Genomic DNA, 21,558 nt, shown 5'->3' with positions numbered 1-21,558 from the left:
GCGCTTTGGTCCCTCAATCTAGTCGTGTTCCATGGCTGGGCGGCTTACGTACCACCGTACGAGACAGCACTCCATCTCCGCTGGGCCAAGGTGTGGGCTGCAATCGGCCTCGTAGCGCTCGCACTGACCGTCTTCAGCGGGCGTAGGATCTGGCTCGGCGGGCCCACTCGCAAATCGTCTGGGGCCTAACAATTCGTCCAAGCCGACGCCGCTTCGCGGCGCGGCTTAACTCAGGTGTTAGGCGCCACATGGAAGATTCCGTAGAGGTCGAAACCTGGGCAGACGCATACATCGAGCTGCACTCGGTGGAACAAGAGATCGACACTGATCACCCGCTTTGGTGGGCCACCGAAAGAACGATGCATTGTCTTCGTCGAGACTTCGCCGAGGAGCTGTGGGAGTTCGTACTTGTGGTGCTGGGCAAGGCGCCGAACGACCGGGTTCTTTCGTGCCTCGCTGCAGGCCCACTGGAAGATCTCATCGCATACGATGGGAAATACTTCATCGATCGCATCGAGCTCATGGCCCGCCAGAATCCCGCGTTTAAGGATCTGCTCGGTGGCGTCTGGCGAAATCAATCGCCGGAGGAAATTTGGAGTCGGGTAGAAAAGTGCCGGGGTGCCGCGTGGTAGTGGCGCCTAACAATTCGTCCAAGCCGACGCCGCTTCGCGGCGCGGCTTAACTCAGGTGTTAGCCCATGAGTGATGCCATCGACGCAGCCGCCTTGATCATCGCCCTATCGTCGTTCGGGCTGTCGGTCACTCAAGCACGCGGCGCTGCGAGAGACCGCCGGATGTCAGTGCGTCCCCACTTGGCTTTCAAGCGCAACTCCAGTCCGAGCGGAATACGCATCACTCTTTTCAACAATGGATTGGGCCCGGCCGAAATCTTGAACCTTTCTTATTCGGTGAACGGCCGTGTTCAGCAGTTCGAACAAGAATCCGACATCGCTCCACTGCTGAAAGCGTCAGGAATCAATGGCTGCAAGATCGGCACATTCGTGCGGATGACGCCAGGCGACTTTTTTGCCCCGGGGTCGGAGTTAGTACTCGTCGAACTCACGGAAGTAGAGCCTTACGAAGGGCATGATCTTTACGGAACAGCGTACGGCGCCTTGAACGTGCACGTGAAGTACCGGTCACTGTACGGCGAAGAGTTCTATTCGTCGGCACACGTGAATGCAGGCTCCCACCGCCCGCCGGTCAAGGGCTAACAATTCGTCCAAGCCGACGCCGCTTCGCGGCGCGGCTTAACTCAGGTGTTAGGCCTCATGCGAAGTGTCTGGTTGCTGCAGCATGTCCACGCCCTTGAGCCCGGCGTCGGTAACGTAAAGGTGTTGGGCGTGTACAGCTCTAAAGCAGCTGCGGTTATGGCCGCCAACCGGTTTCGCGCGCAGCCTGGCTTCTGCGAGCAACCGCAGGTCAACCTCAATGGCTGTGGCGACGAGCCCGGGTTTCATGCGACCGAGTACCAAGTAGACTCGGATGAGCAAGGTTGGGCAGCCGGATTCGTCTCGGTCTGAGGCCTAACAATTCGTCCAAGCCGACGCCGCTTCGCGGCGCGGCTTAACTCAGGTGTTAGGCCGCTATGAGTGCTGGCTTGCTTCTTGTCATATTCATCGTCGGCTTGTCCCTCGTGAGCCCGATCGTCCTACTTGCGAACGTCGTCCTCGCACTTTCCGCGCACTGGCGAGGTTTCGCAGTGCGCGCCGCAGCCGCAGGCACGTTCGTTGGTGCTGTTTTCGCTATAGCCGTCTCAGCATGGGCGCTGGCTACAGGTGAGCGAGTCATAGACTGGGCTACAGCCGGGATCCTGTTCTGTGCTGGATATGCTGTTGGTGTGCCGGCTTGCCTTGGGTGGTTGCTCGTCACCCGTACGCGGCCTAACAATTCGTCCAAGCCGACGCCGCTTCGCGGCGCGGCTTAACTCAGGTGTTAGGCCACGCACTGCGATTCCAAGCAGCGTGCAAATCGTTGGCAAAGCCGGCCTTGTCTCTCGCCAGCTGATCGGCTTCCGGCAACCACACCATGCGAGCTTCTCGCATCTGTCGTCCCCGCTGCGCTGGTTCGCTCCGCCGCGTGGCTTTCGTGTAGCAGCCGCGTCCACACGTCGCGCTCGCCACTGTCAACTTCGGCCGTGCGCCGGCCTTCGCATCCTTATCTCGGGGCGTCGTACTATCGCGGCTGGCAGTTAGGTTTCGCTCGCGCAGTTCTCGAATCCGGGGCGTGGCCTAACAATTCGTCCAAGCCGACGCCGCTTCGCGGCGCGGCTTAACTCAGGTGTTAGCGCCCATGGGCAAGTTCCTCCGCAGCTGGGCAAGACTGGTTGCTCCCACGGTGGGTGGGCTGGCTACGGGCAGTGTGTTTGCGAGCGGGCTGTTGGCGCTCGCCCGATTTATGCCAAACACTTTTTCTTTGGTAGCCGCCGCCTTTTCCCTGTGGCTGCTGTTCGCCTTATACGCCTTTGTGCTCGGCCTGTTACCAGCGCTCCTTTACGGTGCTCCTCTGTATGCAGCCGCGCAGCGTGCGGGTCGTGCTTCATATTTCATCGCAGGCGTTATCGGGGCAGCGCCGGGGCTCGTGTTTCTGGCGTACGCCGGTGACTGGCTGATACTGGCGTACGGCGTCTTCAGTGGGCTTGCCACCCATTTCTTCGCACAACCACGCTGGCCTTGGTCACGGCTGGGCGCTAACAATTCGTCCAAGCCGACGCCGCTTCGCGGCGCGGCTTAACTCAGGTGTTAGGCCTCGGTCGGTTGTCGTAAGCGCGGCATCGCAATGTGACGCCTGCTGCTTCGGCAACTACATCGCGTCGCACAGCTCGCTCCGGAAGCGTCTCGCCGCGCTCGCTCTGCCGCGACCGTTTCCTCACTCTCCGAGTCGTGCGCGGTCGGATACTGATTCTCCCTAAAGTACCGATTTGCCCCGAACCGCATCTCCAGCTCGCGGGCGGAATGCGCCTCGGCTTCGGACGAACGCGGGAAAAGCTCGCCGTCGCGTGTCCAGACTCCAGACCGCGGCTCTCGCTTCGGACGTCATTTCGCGCCGGGTTGCTCACGGTTCTCGGCGGGTTCAAGCTTGGCCTAACAATTCGTCCAAGCCGACGCCGCTTCGCGGCGCGGCTTAACTCAGGTGTTAGGCCGTGCGAGGCAGGAGTGAAGCACTTTGAAGAATATGCTGCTCGTACTCTTACTCGCTGTCGTAGCGGCCTATGGCTATCGCGAAATCAAACGCGGCCGTTTCGCTACCCATGCGCCAACCGCAGCGCCGGCTGCGGATTCAGTCACGTCAGCCCAAGAAAAGAAGGATTCGCGCTACGCCTGCAATGGTCGAACGCGTTGTCCTCAGATGCATTCGTGCGAGGAAGCAACATTTTTTTCGCAACATTGCCCCAATACACAAATGGATGGGGACGGCGATGGTGTGCCTTGCGAGCAGCAGTGGTGTCGCTGAGCGCAAGGCCTAACAATTCGTCCAAGCCGACGCCGCTTCGCGGCGCGGCTTAACTCAGGTGTTAGGCGGCAGATGTGAGCTCACTTTGGTCCCGTTCGCTGGATATCTACCGTCTGAGGGCGGGCTATCGGCATCTGATCGCCGCGTTCCTACTCGCTGGTCTGCTTCTCGGCTTCTGGCCCGCGGTTGCATGGGCGCACGAAGCGCAGCTAGCGCGGGGTTTAACTCCCGGCGCACCTCTCGGGTCTGAGCCGGGCAGCGTCCAATTCCTATTTCTCGCGCTCGCGGTCCTGCTGGGTGGCGGCCTGCTCGGCATAGCTCTCGGCGCCTTCGTGCTCTGTGTCGCCCTCGCTGCGCTCAGCCAAATCTCCTTTCGCGCGGCGCTGCGGGCAATTTTCCTGAGCTACTACCCACCGCACTGGTTCGCTGAGTAAGCTGCCGCCTAACAATTCGTCCAAGCCGACGCCGCTTCGCGGCGCGGCTTAACTCAGGTGTTAGGCGTTACATCAAACTTTCAGGGGGAGTGATGAGAAAAGCAGTATTCGCGACCGGATTGGCTCTCCTAACCGGCTGTGCCACGCACTACGCATCGCCCACGTCGGGCGAGACGGCCACTGTCACTTTCTCGGCGTCAGGCATTCCCATGGGTGCCTGGGTGCTCGTGCAGAATTTCGCCTCCGAGAGTTGCGAAGCCAGCCCCAACGGCACGCGTCTGGCAACATTCACCACCACAGCGGTGCAAGGCAAAGGCGATCCGCACTCCGGGGTCAGCCGCACCATGCAAGCGGGCAACCCGGCGGTCGTTACTTTTGCGTATCAGGCGGGCGCGATCGGAATCACCGATGCCGAGACATGCACCCTGACCGAAAGCTTCGTTCCCGAGTCGGGCGCGAGCTATCGAGTGGCCTTCAGTCAGAACGGCTCAATGTGCCGGGTTGCCGTCCTGCGCGATGTCGCAGGCAAGTACGAGCCTGTCACCACAGCCAAACAAGTCAGACCGGCGTGCGTTAACCAGATCAATGGGTAACGCCTAACAATTCGTCCAAGCCGACGCCGCTTCGCGGCGCGGCTTAACTCAGGTGTTAGGCGTCATGGCAAAGTTCTTCGCATGTGCGTCGTGCAAAGCGCCAATTGAGCTTAGCCCTTGGCACTTCTTCGGCACGTCTTATCCGATTACGTGCACCGCATGCGGCCAAAAGAACATCGTCGGGGTGGCGGTCTGGCTCCTCTCTCTTTTGCCGCTAATCGCAGCAGCGTTTGCTACAAATCACTGGTTCAAGCTGCACCCGGCCAGCGCGCTAATGTGCACGGTCGCCCTCACCCTTGCGGCAGTCCTCGGCGGCGTCGCTGGCGCTTTTCTCGCCTACTATTTCGGCAGGCTGAGCAAGTTGCCAAGGTGGGCGGATGACGCCTAACAATTCGTCCAAGCCGACGCCGCTTTGCGGCGCGGCTTAACTCAGGTGTTAGGCGGTTCGGGAAGCAGCGATGGATGCACGTGCTCGGATGGACCTGTGGGAAGCGTTTTCCGATTTCTTCCTGGATACGGAGCTCGACGAAATAACGTTTCAGCACGCAGCTCGAGTCGTGCGCCGATCGGGCGCGACCCGGGATGAGGCGGAAGGCGTGCTGTGGAACGAAGTCTTCCCGGTTCTTTACTGGAACCCGCAGTCTGTGGCGGGTGAGTGGGCTGGACGACCACGGGAATGGCTAGTCGCGCACATCCGGCCGTCGGAAGGCCCCGCGCGTAAAGTTGGTCCGGCTTGGATCGTCCAAGAAGTCGAGGGATGCTGGGAGAAGGTGCTTGAACACCTCGGCTCACACGCCTGACAATTCGTCCAAGCCGACGCCGCTTCGCGGCGCGGCTTAACTCAGGTGTTAGGCCTTGCATGAAACTATTTAGCTTCCTGCGCAAAAACCGGCCGGCTGCATCGCTTCCGGATCGCGTAGCCATTCGCGCCGAACGCGTCGTTACAGAAGTCGGGGCCAATACGGTGCTGTACGGGCTCTTCTCCACCGTCGCCGCCAATCTGGAACCTGCCGGTTGGGGCTCACGATTCCGTGTGTATGGGCAACCTCTACCAAGGCTTCCTGCCGTCCGACGAATCTCGCGCCGCACTCGACGAGTTGCACACGATCGATCGGGAACTCACCGCCCTCCCGGTGTCTCGGGTTGTGTGGGATATCGAAAAGCCACATTTGCCGCCGAGTCCGCACTACACACTCGGAGCAAATGCGCAGAACGCCGCGGAGTTCTTCGTCACCATCAACGGGCAGAACCTTCTGCGGGGCGGTCTAATCTGGTCGGTAGAAAGTGCAGTCGAATTCGGCCACGCCGTCGAGATCTTTACCTATGGGTCGTTGCCTGAGTTGTTCCGGGGCAAGGCCTAACAATTCGTCCAAGCCCACGCCGCTTTGCGGCGCGGCTAACTCAGGTGTCAGGCGCACCGCCGATACGTATGCACCGCACGATCAATAAATCCTTCCACATCTGACAAGACCGCAGGCAGCGGCTCAGGCGGGCGCCTGCCCGCCGCCCACCAGGTGGCGGTAGCGCAAGTTGAGCAGCACATAACAGATCATCGTCGCTGTGAGGCCCACCAGCATGCTGTCGAGCCCGAGCGGCAACACCAACACGACGGCCGTCAGGGCGAACACGGCCGCGGTGTTGGTCAGCAGGTAAGGCCGCAGCTCGGGCACCTCCATGTAGTAGCCGTATTGCTTGCCCAGGAAGAACAGCACGGTGCCTGCGGCGGCCAGCTCGCGGAAGTCGCGCGGGTCGAGGTCGTCCAGGATCGCGTGCCGGATCAGCGAGGCCAGGATCGCCAGGCCGATGAACAGGAAGAAGTGCGAATAGAGGATCGAGTGCCCGGTCGCCAGCTTGCGGTGTTCCAGCAGGTGGAAGCTGTCGTAGTAGATCCACCAGATGGCCGACACCATGACGAAGCCGCTGACCGCGGCGATGACGTTGGAGCGATCCCAGGCGATGCCCGCCAGCGCCGCGGAGATACCAATCACCGATTCGCCCAGCATGATGATGGTCAGCAGGCCGACCCGCTCGATCAGGTGCGGCGTGTGCGCCGGCACGACGTGCAGCCGCCGGTTCAGCAGCACCAGGGCCGCCATGTCGAACACGATCCCGGCATAGAAGATCAGGTAGCTCCACGGCGGCTCCAGCAGGACCGAGCAAAGGCTGATCGCGGCGCCGACCGCGAACACGGTGCCCACCGTTGTTGCGATGCCACCCCGGTCGTGGTGCTTGCGCTTGGAAGCGAAATACATCCCGGCGATGATCAGCCGCGCCCCGCAGTAGCAGGCCACGGCCAGCGCGTAATGGTCTTGGACGCCGGCCGACACCTGCGCGGAGATCACGATCAGCAGGAACATGATCAGCAGTGTCGACAGGCGGTGCTGGCGGCTGTCGGTGTCGAAGCGGTTGGCGTAGATCGTGTGGCCCGCCCAGATCCACCAAAGCGGCAGGAACATCAGCACGAAGTGCAGGAACTGCTGCGCCGTGATGTGGCGTTCGTGCGCTTCGCTCAGGAGTTCGCTGACATCGGTCAGGGCGACGACGAAGATCAGGTCGAAGAACAGCTCCAGCCAGGTCGCCCGCCGGTGCGCATCGAAATATTTGAGGTCCTTCATGCGGCCACCGTAGGTCGTCGGACACGGCCACCGAGGTATAGCTCGGCGGGCGTGAGCTCTGGCCTCACAATTGGCCCAGCCGACACCGCTTCGCGGAGCGGCTGAACTCAGCTGTTAGGTTTCAGCAGCCATCATCAAGGCAAACGAATTTGAAAACGAACGAGCTTCATCTCCAAGCGGACTGGCGCTTTGAGGAAAGTGGGCAACGCCGGCACTACGTCATCGAGGCGCTCATCGATGGCAAGTTCGCCGGGCGGGCCTATGGCTGGTTCGAGCCTGGGGAGCGGTTCGTTCTGGAAAAGATTGAAGTGGACAAAGCGCACCGATCAAAGGGCTACGGCACGCGGGTGATTGAGCAGCTTCGAGCCAAAGCACGCGAGAAGGGCTGTCGCGAGTTCGTCATTCAGGGCGTTCGGCCCGCCAACGTTCGTGCGATCCGCCTGTATGAGAGCATGGGCGCCCAGGCCGTTCAGGGCTCGGCGCATCTGTTGTCGTTCGTGATTGCGCCGCCTTAGGCCTGACGATTCGTGCAAGCCGATACCGCTTCGCGGGACGACGCATGCACGACGCGTTGAGTGTGCGTCGGTTGAAGATCAGCGCACGACCCGCACGCGACGTACGCGATGCGCTTGTCCTTCGCTTCGCATCGAGCGATGCAACATGCGCTTGTGTGACCGGCAACAGGCAGACTTCCAAGTTCGAGCGACGACGTAGCGCGATACAACAACCGTTCTCGCACCGTGCGCGCCCTTCCCCATGACGGCGACATCCTCGACCGGCTATTCCGGCAAGTCCCTTGCCGCAAAGCTCGGCTACAAAGCCGGCATGGTTGCGCACGTGCACTCGGCGCCGTCGAACTACGTTGAGCTGCTCGGTGAATTGCCCGTTGGTGTTGTCTTCGATACGACACCGAACGCCCGCACGTCGCTCGTCCATGTATTCGCGACGTCATTCGATGCGCTGAAGCTGTGGGTAACGAATATCGCGCCCACTCTCGCGCCCGACGCCATGCTCTGGGTGTCATGGCCGAAGAAGGCGTCACGCGTTGCGACCGATCTGAGCGAGGATCGCGTGCGCGAACTCGCGTTCCCGCTCGGCCTAGTCGACGTCAAGGTGTGTGCGGTCGATGCGACGTGGTCGGCGCTGAAGCTTGTCAGGCGCAAGGCGCTGCGCTAAACCCGCACGTCGGCGTGATCCATTTAACGGAAAAGAAGGGAGACGGTCCATGGCAGGCGTAACGGGAATCGGTGGTGTGTTCTTCAAGGCGCGTGACCCGAAGGCACTGGGCGCGTGGTATCGCGACAACCTCGGCATCGACGTGCAGTCTTGGGGCGGCGCAGCGCTGCGCTGGGGCACGCCGGAGAATCCGTCGGGCACCACGGCGTGGAGCCTGTTCTCGGCCGACACGACGCACTTCGCGCCCAGCGATGCGCCCTTCATGATCAATTACCGCGTCGACGATCTCGATGCGCTGCTCGCCGCGCTGCGCGCGAACGGCTGCAACGTGCTCGATCGCACCGACGATTCCGAGTACGGCAAGTTCGGTTGGGTGATCGACCCGGAAGGCAACAAGGTCGAGTTGTGGGAGCCGCCGCAGGGGAAGTGATCCCGCTCGGGACGCGGCTGCGAATCCGGATGCGTCTGTCGCGATGCGGTGCGTTCTGTCGATCGGTCCCGGCCGGCGCCGGCAAATCGACGCTCGCACGCATGGCGGCAGTCACCACGTGGCTGGCTTCGTCCGCCCCAATGCCGCGCCTGAGGCGACTGGGCTGAGTGGACACGCTCGGACTGGCACGCCGCCGTTGCGGCGAAGACGCGTGAACTGGGCTGCGTACTCGTCGCTAAGCCGGCCGGCACGCTTAAGATGCGGCTCGCCACCTTGCGACACCGCGGCTCTGCTCGACCTGACGCCTCAGCGATGCGTTGCATGGATAGTTGCGCTGCGCCCGAGCCGCCCCAACCCGATACTCGGACGTGGCGACCTGGGGACTTGGCGACTTTCGGGTCTCCGATCCCTGACGCCGGCCGCAAGTCCCTGCCCCGCTCGCCCGGGGCGGCGCCCGCGGGGACGACAGGAGCCAACACCGGGCCGTCAGGATCCCGCCCGGCAGGCTGAACTGGTCGAGTGCTTCCGTTCTACCGGCCACTGCCGACCCGCTTGCCCGTGCCGCGCACCCCGCGGCCTAGTCGGCGTCAGGCAACCGTCGTCGCAACTGCCGCTTCACCACGTCCCGCGCGCTGCCGTTACTAACTCCGGCGCGCCGACCCGCGCCGCCGCCGCGCCGCCACGGCCGCTCAGGTGCAGTAACTGGCTGTCGCGGCAGCGCCCGCAGCACTCCCTCTTCCACCCACCGCCGGTTTCCCGGCGGCGTCGTGGCACGGCGTTTGCCTGAGCCGGTCGAGTCCCCGTGACGAGCCGCCAAGCCATGACCGACGCGATTTCCTCGATCCTCTCCCAGATCCGCGCCCACGAGACGCGGATGCGCGGGATGTCGGACGTCGCCTCGGGCAACGGCATCGCGCCTACCGCCGGTACCGCGGCCGGTGGCGTCGAGGGTGCGTCCGGCGGCGGCTTCAAGTCGGCGATGTCGAACGCCATCGACAACGTCAGCAAGGTCCAGAACGACGCCAGCCAGCTGCAGCAGGCCTTCGAAATGGGCGATCCCAAGGCCGACCTTGCCCGCGTGATGGTCGCCATGCAGCAGTCCCAGGTCGCCTTCCGCGCCACGGTCGAGGTTCGAAACCGGCTGGTGCAGGCGTACCAGGACGTCATGAACATGCCGATCTGACGGCCTCCACGACCCGACGATCGAACCGTAAGAGACCCGCACCATGTCCGTGATCGCGCTACCTAAATCCTCCGAAAACCTGCAGAAGCTGGGTCGTCTGCAGGACATCCCGGCCATCCGCCAGGTGGGCATGATCGCGCTGGTCGCGGCGGCGATCGCGGCCGGCCTCTGGCTGTTTTTCTGGACGCAGAAGCCGAACTACGTGCCGGTGTATGCGGGCCTCGACGCGAAGTCGACCGAAGACGCCTCGCAACTGCTCACCACCGCGCAGATCCCGTTCAAGATCGACACCACGACCGGTGCGCTCGCCGTGCCGACCGACAAGATCGGCGAAGCGAAGATGGCGCTCGCGTCCGCCGGCCTGCCCGCGGGCGGCGACAAGGGTTTCGAGGCGATGGAAGGCGACCAGGGCTTCGGCACCAGCCAGTTCGTCGAGAACGCGCGCTACCAGCACGCCCAGGAAATCGAACTCGCCCGCACCATCTCGAACCTGCGCCCGGTGCGCGAGGCGCGCGTGCACCTCGCGCTGCCCAAGCCGAGCGCATTCACGCGTGACAAGGAAAGCGCGAGCGCGTCCGTCGTGCTGCAGCTGCGCACGGGCGCGACGCTCGAACAGAACCAGGTCGATGCCATCGTCAATCTGGTCTCGACCAGCATTCCGGACCTGCCCACCAACCGGGTCACCGTCGTCGACCAGTTCGGTCGCATGCTCACCTCGCGCGATCCGACCTCGGCCGAAGCGATCGGCCAGCAGCAGTTCGACCAGCAGCACCGCCAGGAAGCCGTCTACGTGCAGCGCATCGAGCAGCTGCTCGAGCCGATGACGGGCCCGGGCCGCGTGAGCGCGCAGGTCAGCGTCGACATGGATTTCAACGAGACCGAGGAAGCGAAGGAAACCTACGGTCCCGACGCGCAGGTGCGCAGCGAACAGCTGTCGCAGAGCGGCGACATCGGTGCGATGGCCGCGGCGAACGGCAATGGCGCACCGGCGCAGGGCGTGCCGGGCAGCGCGAGCAATACGCCGACCCCGGCCGGCACCGCGCCGAACACCGCGCAGAACACCGCCGCCAAGCCGAACATTCCGGCCGGCGCGCAGGGCACGCGCAACGAAGTCCGCAATTACGAAGTCGACCGCACGCTGACGCATACCCGCCAGGCGCCGGGCAAGATCCGTCGCGTCACCGCGGCGGTGCTGGTCGACAACGTGCCGGCCGGCCAGCCCGACAAGGACGGCAAGCAGAAGCTGCGCGCGCTGACGCCGGCCGAGCAGCAGCGCATCCAGACACTGGTGCAGCAGGCGATCGGTTTCGACCAGGCGCGCGGCGACGCGGTGTCGGTAGTCAACTCGCCGTTCGCTCGCGATGTTGGCAGCGATGCCGGCGATTCCACGCCGATCTGGCAGGACCCGCATGCACGTGACCTGCTGCGCACGATCCTGGGCGGCATCGCGGTCATCGTGCTCATCTTCACCGTGCTGCGCCCGGCGTTCCGCCAGATGCTGCAGCCCAAGCCGGTGATTCCGGCGCAGTCGACGGTGGCGACGATCGTTGCCGAAGAACTCGAGCAGGCGTCGAATCCGCGCGCCGCGCGTGGGGGCGATCCGGCGTTGCCGACCGCGGCGATGCATTTCGATGAAAAGATCACCACGGCGCGCGCCGCCGTAACCAACGATCCAAAGCGCGTGGCCCAGGTCGTGCGCGACATGGTGGCGTCCGATGGCTGATCAGCAGCAACAACTCACCGGCACGCAGAAGGCCGCGATCGTCCTGCTCACGCTGGGCGAACAGCAGGCGGCCGAAGTGCTCAAGCACATGTCCGCGAAGGAAGTGCAGAAGCTTGGCGTCGCCATGACGTCCGTGGGCGGCGTGACGCGCAACCAGGTGGTGGACGTGGTCGACGACTTCGTCGACACGCTGCAGCAGCCGTCGGGGCTGGGTTCCGGCGCGGACGAATACGTGCGCGCGGTGCTCGTGCAGGCGCTGGGCGAGGATCGCGCGTCGAGCCTGATCGATCGCATCCTGCTCGGCCGCAATACGTCCGGCCTCGACACGCTGAAGTGGATGGAGCCGCGCGCGATCGCGGAACTCGTCCGCAATGAACATCCACAGATCATCGCGATCGTGATGTCGCACCTCGATCCCGACCAGGGCGCCGAAGTGCTCAAGTGCTTCCCCGAGCGCGTCAAGAGCGACGTTCTGGTGCGCATCGCCACGCTCGATGGCGTGCCGCCGCACGCACTCAACGAATTGAACGACGTGATGGCCAAGCAGTTCGCCGGCAGCCAGAACATCAAGTCGTCCGCGCTCGGTGGCGTGAAGTGCGCGGCGAACATCCTCAACTTCATGGACAGCGGTCAGGACGAAGCCATCCTCGGCGCCATCGGCCAGATGGACGAGACGCTGTCCACGCAGATCCGCGACCTGATGTTCGTCTTCGACAACCTCGGCGACATCGACGACCGCGCGATGCAGAGCATCCTGCGCGAGGTGCCGAACGAGAAGCTCGCGGTCGCCCTGCGCGGCGCCGACACCAAGGTCAAGGACAAGATCATCGGCAACATGTCGCAGCGCGCGGCGGAAATCCTCAAGGACGACATGGAAGCGCGCGGCCCCGTGCGTCTTGCCGATGTCGAAGCCGCGCAGAAGGAAATCCTGCAGATCGTCCGCAAGATGGCGGAAGACGGCACGATCCAGCTCATCGCCAAGGCGGAGACGTTCGTATGAGCGAGGCCGCGGTGCTGCGTTGGATCGCACCGGGCTTCGAGCCGGTGGTCGCGGCCGACGTGCCGCAGCCGCCGAGCGTCGAAGAGCTGCAGGCGATCACCGACGCCGCCTACCAGGACGGTTTCCGTCGTGGGCAGGCGGACGGTTACGCGACCGGCCAGTCGGAAATCCGTCGGCAGATCGCGCAGATCGAAGGCATCCTCGACAGCTTCACGCGTCCGCTCGCGCGCCTCGATGGCGAAGTGAGCGATGCATTGATCGATCTCGCCACGCGTGTCGCTGGCACGCTGGTCGGACACGCGTACCGCCTCGATCCCACGCTGCTGGCCGACCTCGTGCGCGATGCGCTCGACGCGGTGGGGAGCAGCTCGCGCGACGTCGAACTGCGCCTTCATCCGGATGATCTCGGTGTGCTGATGCCGCACCTGATGACGCTCGACGGCACGCGCCTCACCGGCGACACCACCCTCGCCCGCGGCGAGCTTCGCCTCCACAGCGAAAGCATGCGCATCGACGGCACGCTCGACGCGCGGCTCAAGGCCTGCCTCAACGCCATGCTTGATGCACCGAAGGGTGACGCCGCATGACCGCCAGCATCGCCGCCGCGCAGTGGGAAGAAGCGCGCAACCTGCGGCTTGCCGCGCGCCTTTCGAACACCGACCTGGTCGTCGCGAATGCGGGTCTCGCGCGCGAAGGCGTGCTGCGCCGGGCGGTCGGCCTGACGCTCGAAGCCAGCGGGTGTTCCGCGCCGATGGGCTCGCGCTGCCGCGTGGAAGTCGCCGGCGGTCGCTGGGTCGATGCGGAAGTTGTTGGCTTCGCCGGTGACCGCACCTTCCTCATGCCGACCGCGCATCTTGAGGGCCTGCTGCCCAACGCGCGCGTGGTGCCCAGCCGCCAGCAGGGCGAGGTCGCGGTGGGCGAAGGCCTGCTCGGCCGCGTCATCGATTCGGACGGCGTGCCGCTCGACGGTCGCGGCCCCATCCGTGCCGAAGGCCACATGGGCCTCGCCGGCCACTCCATCAATCCGCTGATGCGCGAGCCGATCACGCATTCGCTCGACGTCGGCGTGCGCGCGATCAACGCGCTGCTGCCGATCGGTCGCGGTCAGCGCGTCGGCCTGTTCGCCGGCTCTGGTGTCGGTAAATCGACGCTGCTCGGCATGATGACCCGCTTCACCGCGGCCGACGTGATCGTGGTCGGCCTAATCGGTGAGCGAGGCCGCGAAGTCCGCGATTTCGTCGAAGCGACCCTGGGCGAGGAAGGCCTGCGCCGCTCCGTCGTCGTCGCGGCGCCGGCCGACCGCCCGCCGCTCGCGCGCCTACACGGCGCCCTGCGCGCGACGGCGATCGCCGAGTACTACCGGGACCAGGGCTTGCATGTCCTGCTGCTGATGGACTCCCTCACCCGCTACGCCCAGGCGCAACGCGAGATCGGCCTGTCGGTCGGCGAGCCGCCGACCACGCGCGGCTATCCGCCCAGCGTGTTCGCCAAGCTCCCGGCGCTGGTCGAGCGCGCGGGCAACGGCGCCGATGGCCGCGGCTCGATCACCGCGTTCTACACGGTGCTGACCGAAGGCGACGACCAGCAGGAGCCGATCGCCGACGCCGCGCGCGCGATTCTCGACGGCCACATCGTGCTGTCGCGTCGCATCGCCGATGCCGGCCAGTACCCCGCGATCGACGTCGAAGTGTCGGTGTCGCGCGTGATGCAGGACATCACCGACGCGCCGTGGCGCGAACAGATCCGCAAGCTCAAGCGCCTGATGTCGGCCTACTCGACGCAGCGCGACCTCATCGCGATCGGCGCCTACCAGCGCGGCAGCGACCCGACCGTCGACGAAGCGCTCGCGCGCTGGCCGGCGATCATGGAATTCCTGGGACAGGATGTCCGCGACGCATCGAACGTCGAGCAGAGCAAGGCCGCGCTGATGCGGTTGCTCGACGACGGCAACGGCCTTCCGCTTTAACCGGACTCCCCCATGGCACCGCGTTCCCAACGCCTCGATCCGATCATCCAGATCAAGCAGCGCCAGCAGGACGAAGTCGCGCAGCAGGTTGCCGCGCGCGAGGCCTCGCACGTCGAGCAGAAGGCGCGACTCGAAGCCCTGCAGCGCTACGCCGCCGAATATTCATCGACGCCGGAACAGGGCGCGACGCTCAATCCTGCGCTGCTCGCGAACCGGGTCGCGTTCCAGTCGAAGTTGCAGCAGGCGGTCGCGCAGCAGATGCAGATCGTCGACCGCTCGCGCGAGGCGACCGAAGTCGAACGCGCGCGCCTGATGCTCGCCAGCCGCGAGACGCACGTGCTGCAGAAGCTCGCGGCGAGCTATCGCACCGAGGAATCGCGTGTCGCCGACAAGCGCACGCAGAAGGAACTCGACGACCTGGCCGGCCGCCGTCGCGCGCCGGCGCTCGGCGCTGCGGAAGGCGAATCGCGATGAATATCGATCGTTCCGCGATGCAGGCCGTTGCCGGCGCCGCATCCGCGCGCACGCCGTCAAAGGCGACGTCGCAGGATGCGCCGGAATTCTCGTTCGACACGGGCGAGGCGCCGAAGGCGAACGCGGAGATGCGCCACGACGCCCCGCGCGCGCAGCGAGCCGACGACGCGCATGCATCGCGCCCGCTCGACCACCACCCGAAGTCGCACGAGACCGCGCACGACGACAACACGCCACATACGCGCGATACCGCGCAGGGCGACCGCGCAGCACGCACGCCCGCACACGCGAAAGCGCATGACGGCGCGAACGCCGCCGCCGCGCGTCGCGGTGCACGACGTGACGGCGATGCGGACACCGCTGCCGACGCGACAGCGACGGACACCCAATCGACCGCCGCGACCACGACGTCCACTGACGCCGCCACGCCGCCGGCAAGCGACACCGCCACACCCGCGGACTTCCTGCCCGATCGCATGCTCGCGCTGTTGACCGGCGACTGGGCCGCGGCGGCGCCGAAGCCGACCGCCGTCGCCGCTGACTCCGCCTCGGGCGACGCCGCGTTGTCTGCGTTGACTGCCGCGGTGTCGCGACCGAATGCCGCGCTCGCCGCGACGGCGACCGCCGCCACCGCGGTGACGCCTGCCGATCCGACCGCGGGCACTGCGATTACGACAAATGCCGCATCGCCGATCGCGTCCGGTGCGGCACTGCTGCAGGCGCTGTCGATGCCCGGCGCCGACGCCGACGCCGCGTCGAGCCTGCCCGCCACTGCAACACCCGCGGCCGACGCCTTCGCCGCGCTGGCCGCACTTGCCGAGTCCAAGAGCGATCGCGGCAGCAGCGGGGCGTCCACCGACAGCGCATCGAGTGCTACACCGTCGATCGCCTTCAACCCGCTCATGACCAAGGGCGCCGACGCGCCACTGGCCGCGGTGCGCGATGTCATCGTCGCGATGCCGACCGCCGCGCCGCTCGCGCTCGACGCCGATTTCGACGACGGCATGAGCCAGCGCATCACGTGGATGGCCGACCAGCGCCTCGACCACGCCGAAGTGCGCGTGACGCCGGACGGCCTCGGCCCGATCGATATCCGCCTGCAGATGGACGGGCACCGCGTGAACGCCCAGTTCCACGCCGCCCATCCCGACGTCCGCCAGGCGCTGGAGTCCGGCATGGACCGTCTGCGCGACCTGCTCGGCCGTCAGGGCATGGAACTCGGCCATGCCGAGGTCGGCGCAGGCAGTCGCCAGTCGGGCGACAGCCGCTCGAACGGAGGCTCGGCACCGTTCGGCGCGGGCACCGAACTCGGTGGGGATGCGCAGCCGCAGGTGACGACCGTCCGCACGCTGCGGGCGCGTGGGTTGATCGACGAATACGCGTAGGTCGTCGATAGCGGCACGTTCGAAGCCGTTCCTAGCAACGCTGGGCAGTTACACGGCACTTAGCGAGCGTGAGCAGCGCGGAGCGGCGGACTGGCCGACACTGCTCGCCACCGGCTGAACGCGCCCCGTCGACTCTCCGACGCGAGCCCATTCAGGCCGGCGTCAAAACCTCGTCAAGATCGCCTCCAGCGTCCCGGCACGCCCCTTGCACGATGCGGGCGTACCCCTGGAGTCTCGACGTGTCCGCCAAAGCCCCAGCCCCGGCCGCCGCCCCCGAAGCCGCCGACGCGCCCAAGAAGAGCAAGAAGAAGCTGATCGTCATCGTCGCCGCCACCGTGCTGCTGCTCGGCGGCGGTGGCGCGGGTGCGTGGTGGTGGACCGCCAGCGCCGCGCACGCGAAGAAGGCCGACATCAAGAAGCTGCCGACGCAGTACTTCGCGATGGATCCCTCCTTCGTCGTCAACCTCGCCGACACCGACACCGTGCGTTACCTGCAGGCCGACGTGCAGCTCGCCACGCGCGACCCGGAAACGCTGGCCGCGCTGCAGGAACAGGCGCCCGCCATCCGCAATCGCCTGCTGCTGCTGTTCGGCCAGCAGACCGCCGACCAGCTCGCGCAGCGCAGCGGCAAGGAACGCCTGCAGGAAAAGGCGCTCGCCGAAGTGCGCAGCGTGCTCAAGACCGAAGGCGTGCCCGGCAAGGTCGACGCCGTGATCTTCACGAGCCTGGTCACCCAGTAAGGGATCCGCGCATGAGCTCCGACCTGCTTTCACAAGACGAGATCGATGCCCTCCTCCACGGCGTGGATGCGGGTGCGATCGAAGTCGAGCCGCCGGCCGCACCGGGCGAGGCGCGCAATTACGATTTCGCCAGCCAGGACAAGATCGTCCGCGGCCGGCTGCCGACGCTCGAGATGATCAACGAGCGCTTCGCACGCACGTGGCGCATCGGCCTGTTCAACCTGCTGCGTCGCTCCGCGGATCTCTCGGTGCGCGGCATCGACCTGATCCGCTTCGGCGAGTACATGCATTCGCTGCAGGTGCCGAACAACCTCAACCTGATCAAGATGAAGCCGCTGCGTGGCACCGGCATCATCGTGTTCGAACCGCGCCTAGTGTTCACCACCGTCGACAACTTCTTCGGCGGCCTGGGCAAGTACCACACGCGCATCGAAGGCCGCGAGTTCACGCCGACCGAAATGCGCGTGATCCAGCTCCTGCTCAAGCAGACCTTCGCCGACCTCACCGAAGCGTGGGCGCCGGTGATGCCGGTCGAGTTCGAATACGTGAACTCCGAGGTCAACCCGCACTTCGCCAACATCATTTCGCCGCGCGAGTACATCGCGGTCAGCCGTTTCCATGTCGAACTCGAAGGCGGCGGCGGCGAGCTGCATGTCGCCCTGCCCTATTCGATGCTGGAGCCGATCCGCGAACTCCTCGACGCCGGCGTGCAGAGCGACCGCATCGAGAAGGACGAGAACTGGACGCGTGCACTGCGCAACCAGCTGCAGGACGCCGACGTCGAAATCAGCAGCAACCTTGCCGAACGCCAGATTTCGCTGCGCGCGCTGAGCAAGCTCAAGGTCGGCGACGTCATTCCGATCGACCTGCCCAAGCAGTTGTCGCTGGAAGTCGAAGGCACGTCGCTGTTCGCCGGCGAATTCGGCACGCACAACGGTAAGAACGCCATCAAGATCACCCACGTGAACCAGCCGCGGTCGCTGATTCCCCTCGATTCCCTAGGCTAACACCATGATGCCTTCCGACGCTGCCGCGCCCGCGGCTTTCGAAACGCTCACCGCCGAAGGCGGTGTGGGCGCCGACCTCAATCTCGACGTCATCCTCGACGTCAACGTGACGCTGTCACTGGAAGTGGGCCGCGCGCGCATTCCGATCCGCAACCTGCTGCAGCTCAACCAGGGTTCGGTCGTGGAACTCGAGCGCGCCGCAGGCGAGCCGCTGGACGTCTACGTCAACGGCACGCTGATCGCGCAGGGCGAAGTCGTGGTGGTCAACGACCGCTTCGGTGTTCGCCTCACCGACGTGGTGAGCCCGTCCGAGCGCATCAAGCGCCTCAAGTGAGCGGTGTGGGACCGGCCATGGACGAGCTCGTGACAGTCGCAGCGCCCGTGCAGGCGGCGGCGAACGTGCAGGCGACGGATGCGAAGCCGACGACGGCCGCAGCCACGCCCAAGGATGCGACGGCCGTGAATGCAACGACGCCGCCTGCGACACGCGCAGCGGTGACGGTGCCCGCAGCAACGACCTCGGCGCCGGTCGTCGATGCACCGCACAAGGTCGCATTCCCCCTGCGCACGACCACGACCGCGCAGGTCGCGCATCCCGCAACGCATTCATCGACGGACGCCGGCAGTATTGGTGGCGCGGTGTTTTCGCTGCTGCTCGTCATCGGCCTGATTCTCGGCCTCGGCTGGCTCGCCAAGCGCATGCCCGGCATGAACCGCGGCACCCAGTCGTCGCAACTCAAGGTGGTGGCGAGCGTCGCGCTCGGCCCGCGCGAGCGCGCAGTGGTGCTTGACGTCGGCGGCCAGCAGCTGCTGGTCGGCGTCGGTCAGGGCGGGGTACGGACCTTGCACACGTTGGAGCATCCGCTGCCCGTCGCCGAATCGACGGCACCGTCCGTGTTCGCACAGGTGCTGGCGCAGCATTTCGGTAAGAAGTCATGAGCGTCACGCTCGAACGCCTGATGCGCGCGCTGTGCGCACTCGCCCTCGTCGTCGGTCTCGCGTTCGCGCTGCTCGGCAACACCGCACACGCGCAGGCTGCACCGACCGCGCAGGTCGCTGCTGCGACGCAGGCGCCGGCCGCTACCGCGCAATCGGCAGCCACTGCCACAACGCCATCGAAGCCGCTACCGTCGATCAATGTCGGCCAGGTCGGCGGCCAGCCGGTGAGCATGCCGCTGCAGGTGCTGCTGCTGATGACCGGCATCACGCTGCTGCCGGCAGCGCTGATGGGCATCACCGCATTCACCCGCATCATCATCGTGCTGGGCCTGCTGCGGCAGGCGCTCGGCACCGGTCAGACGCCGAGCAACCAGGTACTGCTCGCGCTCGCGCTGTTCCTCACCTTCATGGTGATGACGCCGACGTTCGATCACGCATGGACGGCCGGCATCGCGCCGTACCTCGACGGCCACATGGATTTCAAATCCGCCTGGGGCGCGGCGTCGCAACCGTTCCGCGCCTTCATGCTGGCGCAGGTGCGCGACACCGACCTCATGACGTTCGCGGGCCTGTCGCACACCGGCCCGTACGCGACGCCGAACGACGTGCCGTTCAGCGTGCTCGCCGCGTCGTTCCTCACCAGCGAGCTCAAGACGGCGTTCGAGATCGCGTTCCTGATCTACATCCCGTTCGTGATCATCGACCTTGTCGTCGCCAGCGTGCTGATGTCGATGGGCATGATGATGATGTCGCCGATGATCGTGTCGGCCCCCTTCAAGATCCTGCTGTTCGTGCTCGTCGACGGCTGGGTGCTCGTGGTCGGCTCGCTCGCCGGCTCCTTCAATCCGGTGGGTTAGCCATGACGCCTGAAGTCGCAATGTCGGAAATCACGCGGGGACTGGAGATGGCCCTCGTCCTGGGCGCGCCGCCGCTGCTCGCCGTGCTCGGCGTGGGTGTCGCAGTGGGTGTGGTGCAGGCTGCGACGCAGATCAACGAGCAGACGATCGGTTTCGTGGTCAAGGCGATTGCCTTGACCGCGACGATCGCGGTGATGGGGCACTTCCTGCTGGGGCGGTTGGTGTCGTTTACGGCGGATCTGTTTTCGCGGATTCCGCAGCTCATCGGTTGACCTTCGTCGCAGGCCGATTCAGCTGCGACACGCCACTCTGCCGCGACTCCATTCGGTGACGCCGATGAAGACGCTACTGCTGTGCTCCACGCTGCTTGCTTGCAACGCCGCGATTGCCGCGCCCGACTTCGATGCGCGGATCACCGCCGCAAAAGCAGCCGTCGCCACGCGCCCCGGCTTCATCTACGACACCGCGATGGTGCCAGCGATTCATCACGCGCTCGTGCCGTGTGTGCCGAAGGGAAATGACCCCGCACGCGGCGGTGACTTCGTGCTCGTTGCGGATGTCGACCGAAGCGGCCGTGCGTCAAATATCGACGTCCGCCCGGCGAGCCCCCTCGCTCGCTGCTTTGCACGCACCTTCGCCGCACTGACGCTCCGTCCGCCGCCGCTTGTCCCGGGTCAGGCGCGGTATCCCGTCGTGGTCGAGATGCTCACGAAGCCCTAGCCCCAAACGGCCGCTCATCCGGCCCACCCGCGCACCCGCGGAACACGCCTTGCATCCAACGTCCGCGATGGATGCTGTCACCCTCACCACGGCCGACGGGCTGAACCTGTTCGGCATGCTTTCGAGCGTGCTCTGGTATGCGCTGCGCATTGGCGCGGCGATCCAGGTGCTGCCGATGGTGGGTGGGCACGGCGTGCCGGCGCGGGCGCGACTCGTGCTCGCGATCGCGATTTCCGCCGCACTGGCGCAGATGCTGCCCGCGCCGCCCCCGGCGGGTGTCAATGCGGCGACGTTCCTCGCGGTCGGGCGTGAATTCGCGACGGGCGTCGCGATCGGCCTGATGCTGCGCATCGCGTTCGAGGCGGGCGAGGTCGCGGGTGAACTGGTCAGCCAAGGCATGGGACTGGCGTCCGCCACGATGGCGAACCCGCTCAGCGGCACGGCGTCGCCCGTCATTTCCCAGTGGTTCTTCCTGAGCTTCGGCCTGGTGTTCTTCACCACCGACGGCCACCTCGCGCTGATCCAGCTGCTGTTCGACAGCTACCACTCGATGCCGGTCGGTGCGCCGATTCCCGACTGGGGCGCGTTCGTGCAGGCCGTGCCGGAATTCTTCGGCGTCGCGCTGCGTGCCGGCCTGCTGCTCGCACTGCCGGTGATGATGGCGCTGCTGGCGGTGAACGTGGCCATCGGCGTGCTCTCCAAGGCGGCACAGCAGCTGAGCCCGATGTCGCTGGGTTTCCCGGTCGCGCTGCTGGTCGGGCTGGTGCTGCTGATGGCGCTGGCAAGGGAATTGCAGGGTCCTGTCCAACGACTGTTCGGCGACGCCTTCGAGGCGGCCCGGGCCCTCACCGGCTGACCTGCTCC

At 65.5% G+C, this 21,558-nt stretch carries 25 protein-coding genes and 1 pseudogene; 25 read left to right on the top strand and 1 reads right to left on the bottom strand.

What is annotated here, in order from left to right; all coding sequences use genetic code 11:
* The first annotated feature begins 248 nt into the window (after positions 1-248).
* The 7 genes from DWG18_RS02300 to DWG18_RS02260 all read left to right on the top strand — a co-directional run bounded on the left by DWG18_RS02300 (position 249) and on the right by DWG18_RS02260 (position 5,840).
* On the top strand, positions 249-632 hold the full coding sequence (locus tag DWG18_RS02300) for a DUF6869 domain-containing protein (protein WP_115645031.1): 384 nt from the start codon (positions 249-251) through the stop codon (positions 630-632).
* A 65-nt stretch (positions 633-697) separates the two neighbouring features.
* Positions 698-1,213 (top strand): hypothetical protein, encoded by a 516-nt coding sequence (locus DWG18_RS02295; RefSeq protein ID WP_115645029.1) that lies wholly within the window; start codon positions 698-700, stop codon positions 1,211-1,213.
* A gap of 1,078 nt (positions 1,214-2,291) precedes the next feature.
* Positions 2,292-2,732, top strand: coding sequence for a hypothetical protein (locus DWG18_RS02285; RefSeq protein ID WP_115645025.1), 441 nt, complete (start codon positions 2,292-2,294; stop codon positions 2,730-2,732).
* A gap of 441 nt (positions 2,733-3,173) precedes the next feature.
* Positions 3,174-3,452 (top strand): excalibur calcium-binding domain-containing protein, encoded by a 279-nt coding sequence (locus DWG18_RS15580; protein ID WP_115645023.1) that lies wholly within the window; start codon positions 3,174-3,176, stop codon positions 3,450-3,452.
* Between the two features lie 643 nt (positions 3,453-4,095).
* A complete protein-coding gene (locus DWG18_RS02270; protein ID WP_115645019.1) occupies positions 4,096-4,479 on the top strand; it encodes a hypothetical protein in 384 nt (127 codons plus the stop codon).
* Positions 4,480-4,937: 458 nt separating this feature from the next.
* On the top strand, positions 4,938-5,279 hold the full coding sequence (locus tag DWG18_RS15105; RefSeq protein ID WP_162823656.1) for a hypothetical protein: 342 nt from the start codon (positions 4,938-4,940) through the stop codon (positions 5,277-5,279).
* Between the two features lie 237 nt (positions 5,280-5,516).
* Positions 5,517-5,840, top strand: a complete 324-nt coding sequence (locus DWG18_RS02260; RefSeq protein WP_115645015.1) for an Imm70 family immunity protein — start codon at positions 5,517-5,519, stop codon at positions 5,838-5,840.
* A 123-nt stretch (positions 5,841-5,963) separates the two neighbouring features.
* On the opposite strand, the gene DWG18_RS02255 is transcribed toward DWG18_RS02260, so the two are convergent.
* Positions 5,964-7,094, bottom strand: coding sequence for a low temperature requirement protein A (locus tag DWG18_RS02255; RefSeq protein WP_115645013.1), 1,131 nt, complete (start codon positions 7,092-7,094; stop codon positions 5,964-5,966).
* A 149-nt stretch (positions 7,095-7,243) separates the two neighbouring features.
* Here DWG18_RS02255 and DWG18_RS02250 point away from each other — a divergent pair, with 149 nt between their 5' ends.
* The 18 genes and pseudogenes from DWG18_RS02250 (at position 7,244) to fliR (ending at position 21,550) form a co-directional block, all read left to right on the top strand.
* A complete protein-coding gene (locus tag DWG18_RS02250) occupies positions 7,244-7,609 on the top strand; it encodes a GNAT family N-acetyltransferase (protein WP_162823655.1) in 366 nt (121 codons plus the stop codon).
* Positions 7,610-7,850: 241 nt separating this feature from the next.
* Positions 7,851-8,270 carry a DUF3052 family protein gene (locus DWG18_RS02245; protein ID WP_115645009.1) on the top strand — a complete coding sequence of 140 codons (420 nt, stop codon included), beginning with the start codon at positions 7,851-7,853 and terminating at the stop codon, positions 8,268-8,270.
* Positions 8,271-8,319: 49 nt separating this feature from the next.
* Positions 8,320-8,700, top strand: coding sequence for a VOC family protein (locus DWG18_RS02240; protein ID WP_115645007.1), 381 nt, complete (start codon positions 8,320-8,322; stop codon positions 8,698-8,700).
* An 820-nt stretch (positions 8,701-9,520) separates the two neighbouring features.
* Positions 9,521-9,883 carry a flagellar hook-basal body complex protein FliE gene (fliE, locus tag DWG18_RS02235; protein ID WP_115645005.1) on the top strand — a complete coding sequence of 121 codons (363 nt, stop codon included), beginning with the start codon at positions 9,521-9,523 and terminating at the stop codon, positions 9,881-9,883.
* Positions 9,884-9,926: 43 nt separating this feature from the next.
* A complete protein-coding gene (fliF, locus tag DWG18_RS02230; protein WP_115645003.1) occupies positions 9,927-11,606 on the top strand; it encodes a flagellar basal-body MS-ring/collar protein FliF in 1,680 nt (559 codons plus the stop codon).
* Entirely contained in the window at positions 11,599-12,606 is a 1,008-nt protein-coding gene (gene fliG / locus DWG18_RS02225) for a flagellar motor switch protein FliG (RefSeq protein WP_115645001.1), read from the top strand. The genes fliF and fliG overlap by 8 nt, the downstream gene beginning before the upstream one ends.
* Entirely contained in the window at positions 12,603-13,193 is a 591-nt protein-coding gene (locus tag DWG18_RS02220; protein ID WP_115644999.1) for a FliH/SctL family protein, read from the top strand. The genes fliG and DWG18_RS02220 overlap by 4 nt, the downstream gene beginning before the upstream one ends.
* Entirely contained in the window at positions 13,190-14,572 is a 1,383-nt protein-coding gene (gene fliI / locus DWG18_RS02215) for a flagellar protein export ATPase FliI (protein ID WP_115644997.1), read from the top strand. The genes DWG18_RS02220 and fliI overlap by 4 nt, the downstream gene beginning before the upstream one ends.
* Positions 14,573-14,584: 12 nt before the next feature.
* Positions 14,585-15,046, top strand: a complete 462-nt coding sequence (gene fliJ / locus DWG18_RS02210; protein WP_115644995.1) for a flagellar export protein FliJ — start codon at positions 14,585-14,587, stop codon at positions 15,044-15,046.
* Entirely contained in the window at positions 15,043-16,431 is a 1,389-nt protein-coding gene (locus tag DWG18_RS02205) for a flagellar hook-length control protein FliK (protein WP_115644993.1), read from the top strand. Before fliJ ends, DWG18_RS02205 begins: the two co-directional genes overlap by 4 nt.
* A gap of 239 nt (positions 16,432-16,670) precedes the next feature.
* Positions 16,671-17,171, top strand: a complete 501-nt coding sequence (locus DWG18_RS02200; RefSeq protein WP_240318578.1) for a flagellar basal body-associated FliL family protein — start codon at positions 16,671-16,673, stop codon at positions 17,169-17,171.
* 11 nt (positions 17,172-17,182) lie between these two features.
* Positions 17,183-18,178 (top strand): flagellar motor switch protein FliM, encoded by a 996-nt coding sequence (gene fliM, locus DWG18_RS02195; RefSeq protein ID WP_115644989.1) that lies wholly within the window; start codon positions 17,183-17,185, stop codon positions 18,176-18,178.
* A gap of 4 nt (positions 18,179-18,182) precedes the next feature.
* Positions 18,183-18,512 (top strand): flagellar motor switch protein FliN, encoded by a 330-nt coding sequence (gene fliN, locus DWG18_RS02190; protein ID WP_115644987.1) that lies wholly within the window; start codon positions 18,183-18,185, stop codon positions 18,510-18,512.
* Between the two features lie 290 nt (positions 18,513-18,802).
* Positions 18,803-19,117: pseudogene (gene fliO / locus DWG18_RS15670) on the top strand (flagellar biosynthetic protein FliO); the annotation flags it as partial.
* Positions 19,114-19,974 (top strand): flagellar type III secretion system pore protein FliP, encoded by an 861-nt coding sequence (gene fliP / locus DWG18_RS02180; RefSeq protein WP_240318577.1) that lies wholly within the window; start codon positions 19,114-19,116, stop codon positions 19,972-19,974. The pseudogene fliO and the gene fliP, both read left to right, overlap by 4 nt.
* Positions 19,975-19,976: 2 nt before the next feature.
* The gene (locus tag DWG18_RS02175; RefSeq protein WP_115644983.1) at positions 19,977-20,246 is read left to right on the top strand and encodes a flagellar biosynthetic protein FliQ; all 270 of its coding nucleotides are present in this window, start codon (positions 19,977-19,979) and stop codon (positions 20,244-20,246) included.
* Between the two features lie 64 nt (positions 20,247-20,310).
* Positions 20,311-20,694 carry a hypothetical protein gene (locus DWG18_RS02170; protein ID WP_115644981.1) on the top strand — a complete coding sequence of 128 codons (384 nt, stop codon included), beginning with the start codon at positions 20,311-20,313 and terminating at the stop codon, positions 20,692-20,694.
* Between the two features lie 67 nt (positions 20,695-20,761).
* On the top strand, positions 20,762-21,550 hold the full coding sequence (gene fliR / locus DWG18_RS02165; protein WP_115644979.1) for a flagellar biosynthetic protein FliR: 789 nt from the start codon (positions 20,762-20,764) through the stop codon (positions 21,548-21,550).
* The last annotated feature ends 8 nt before the right edge of the window (positions 21,551-21,558 follow it).

It is taken from the genome of Lysobacter sp. TY2-98 (assembly GCF_003367355.1).
Classification (GTDB): domain Bacteria; phylum Pseudomonadota; class Gammaproteobacteria; order Xanthomonadales; family Xanthomonadaceae; genus Cognatilysobacter.
This window is presented reverse-complemented; position numbering and strand designations above follow the sequence as displayed.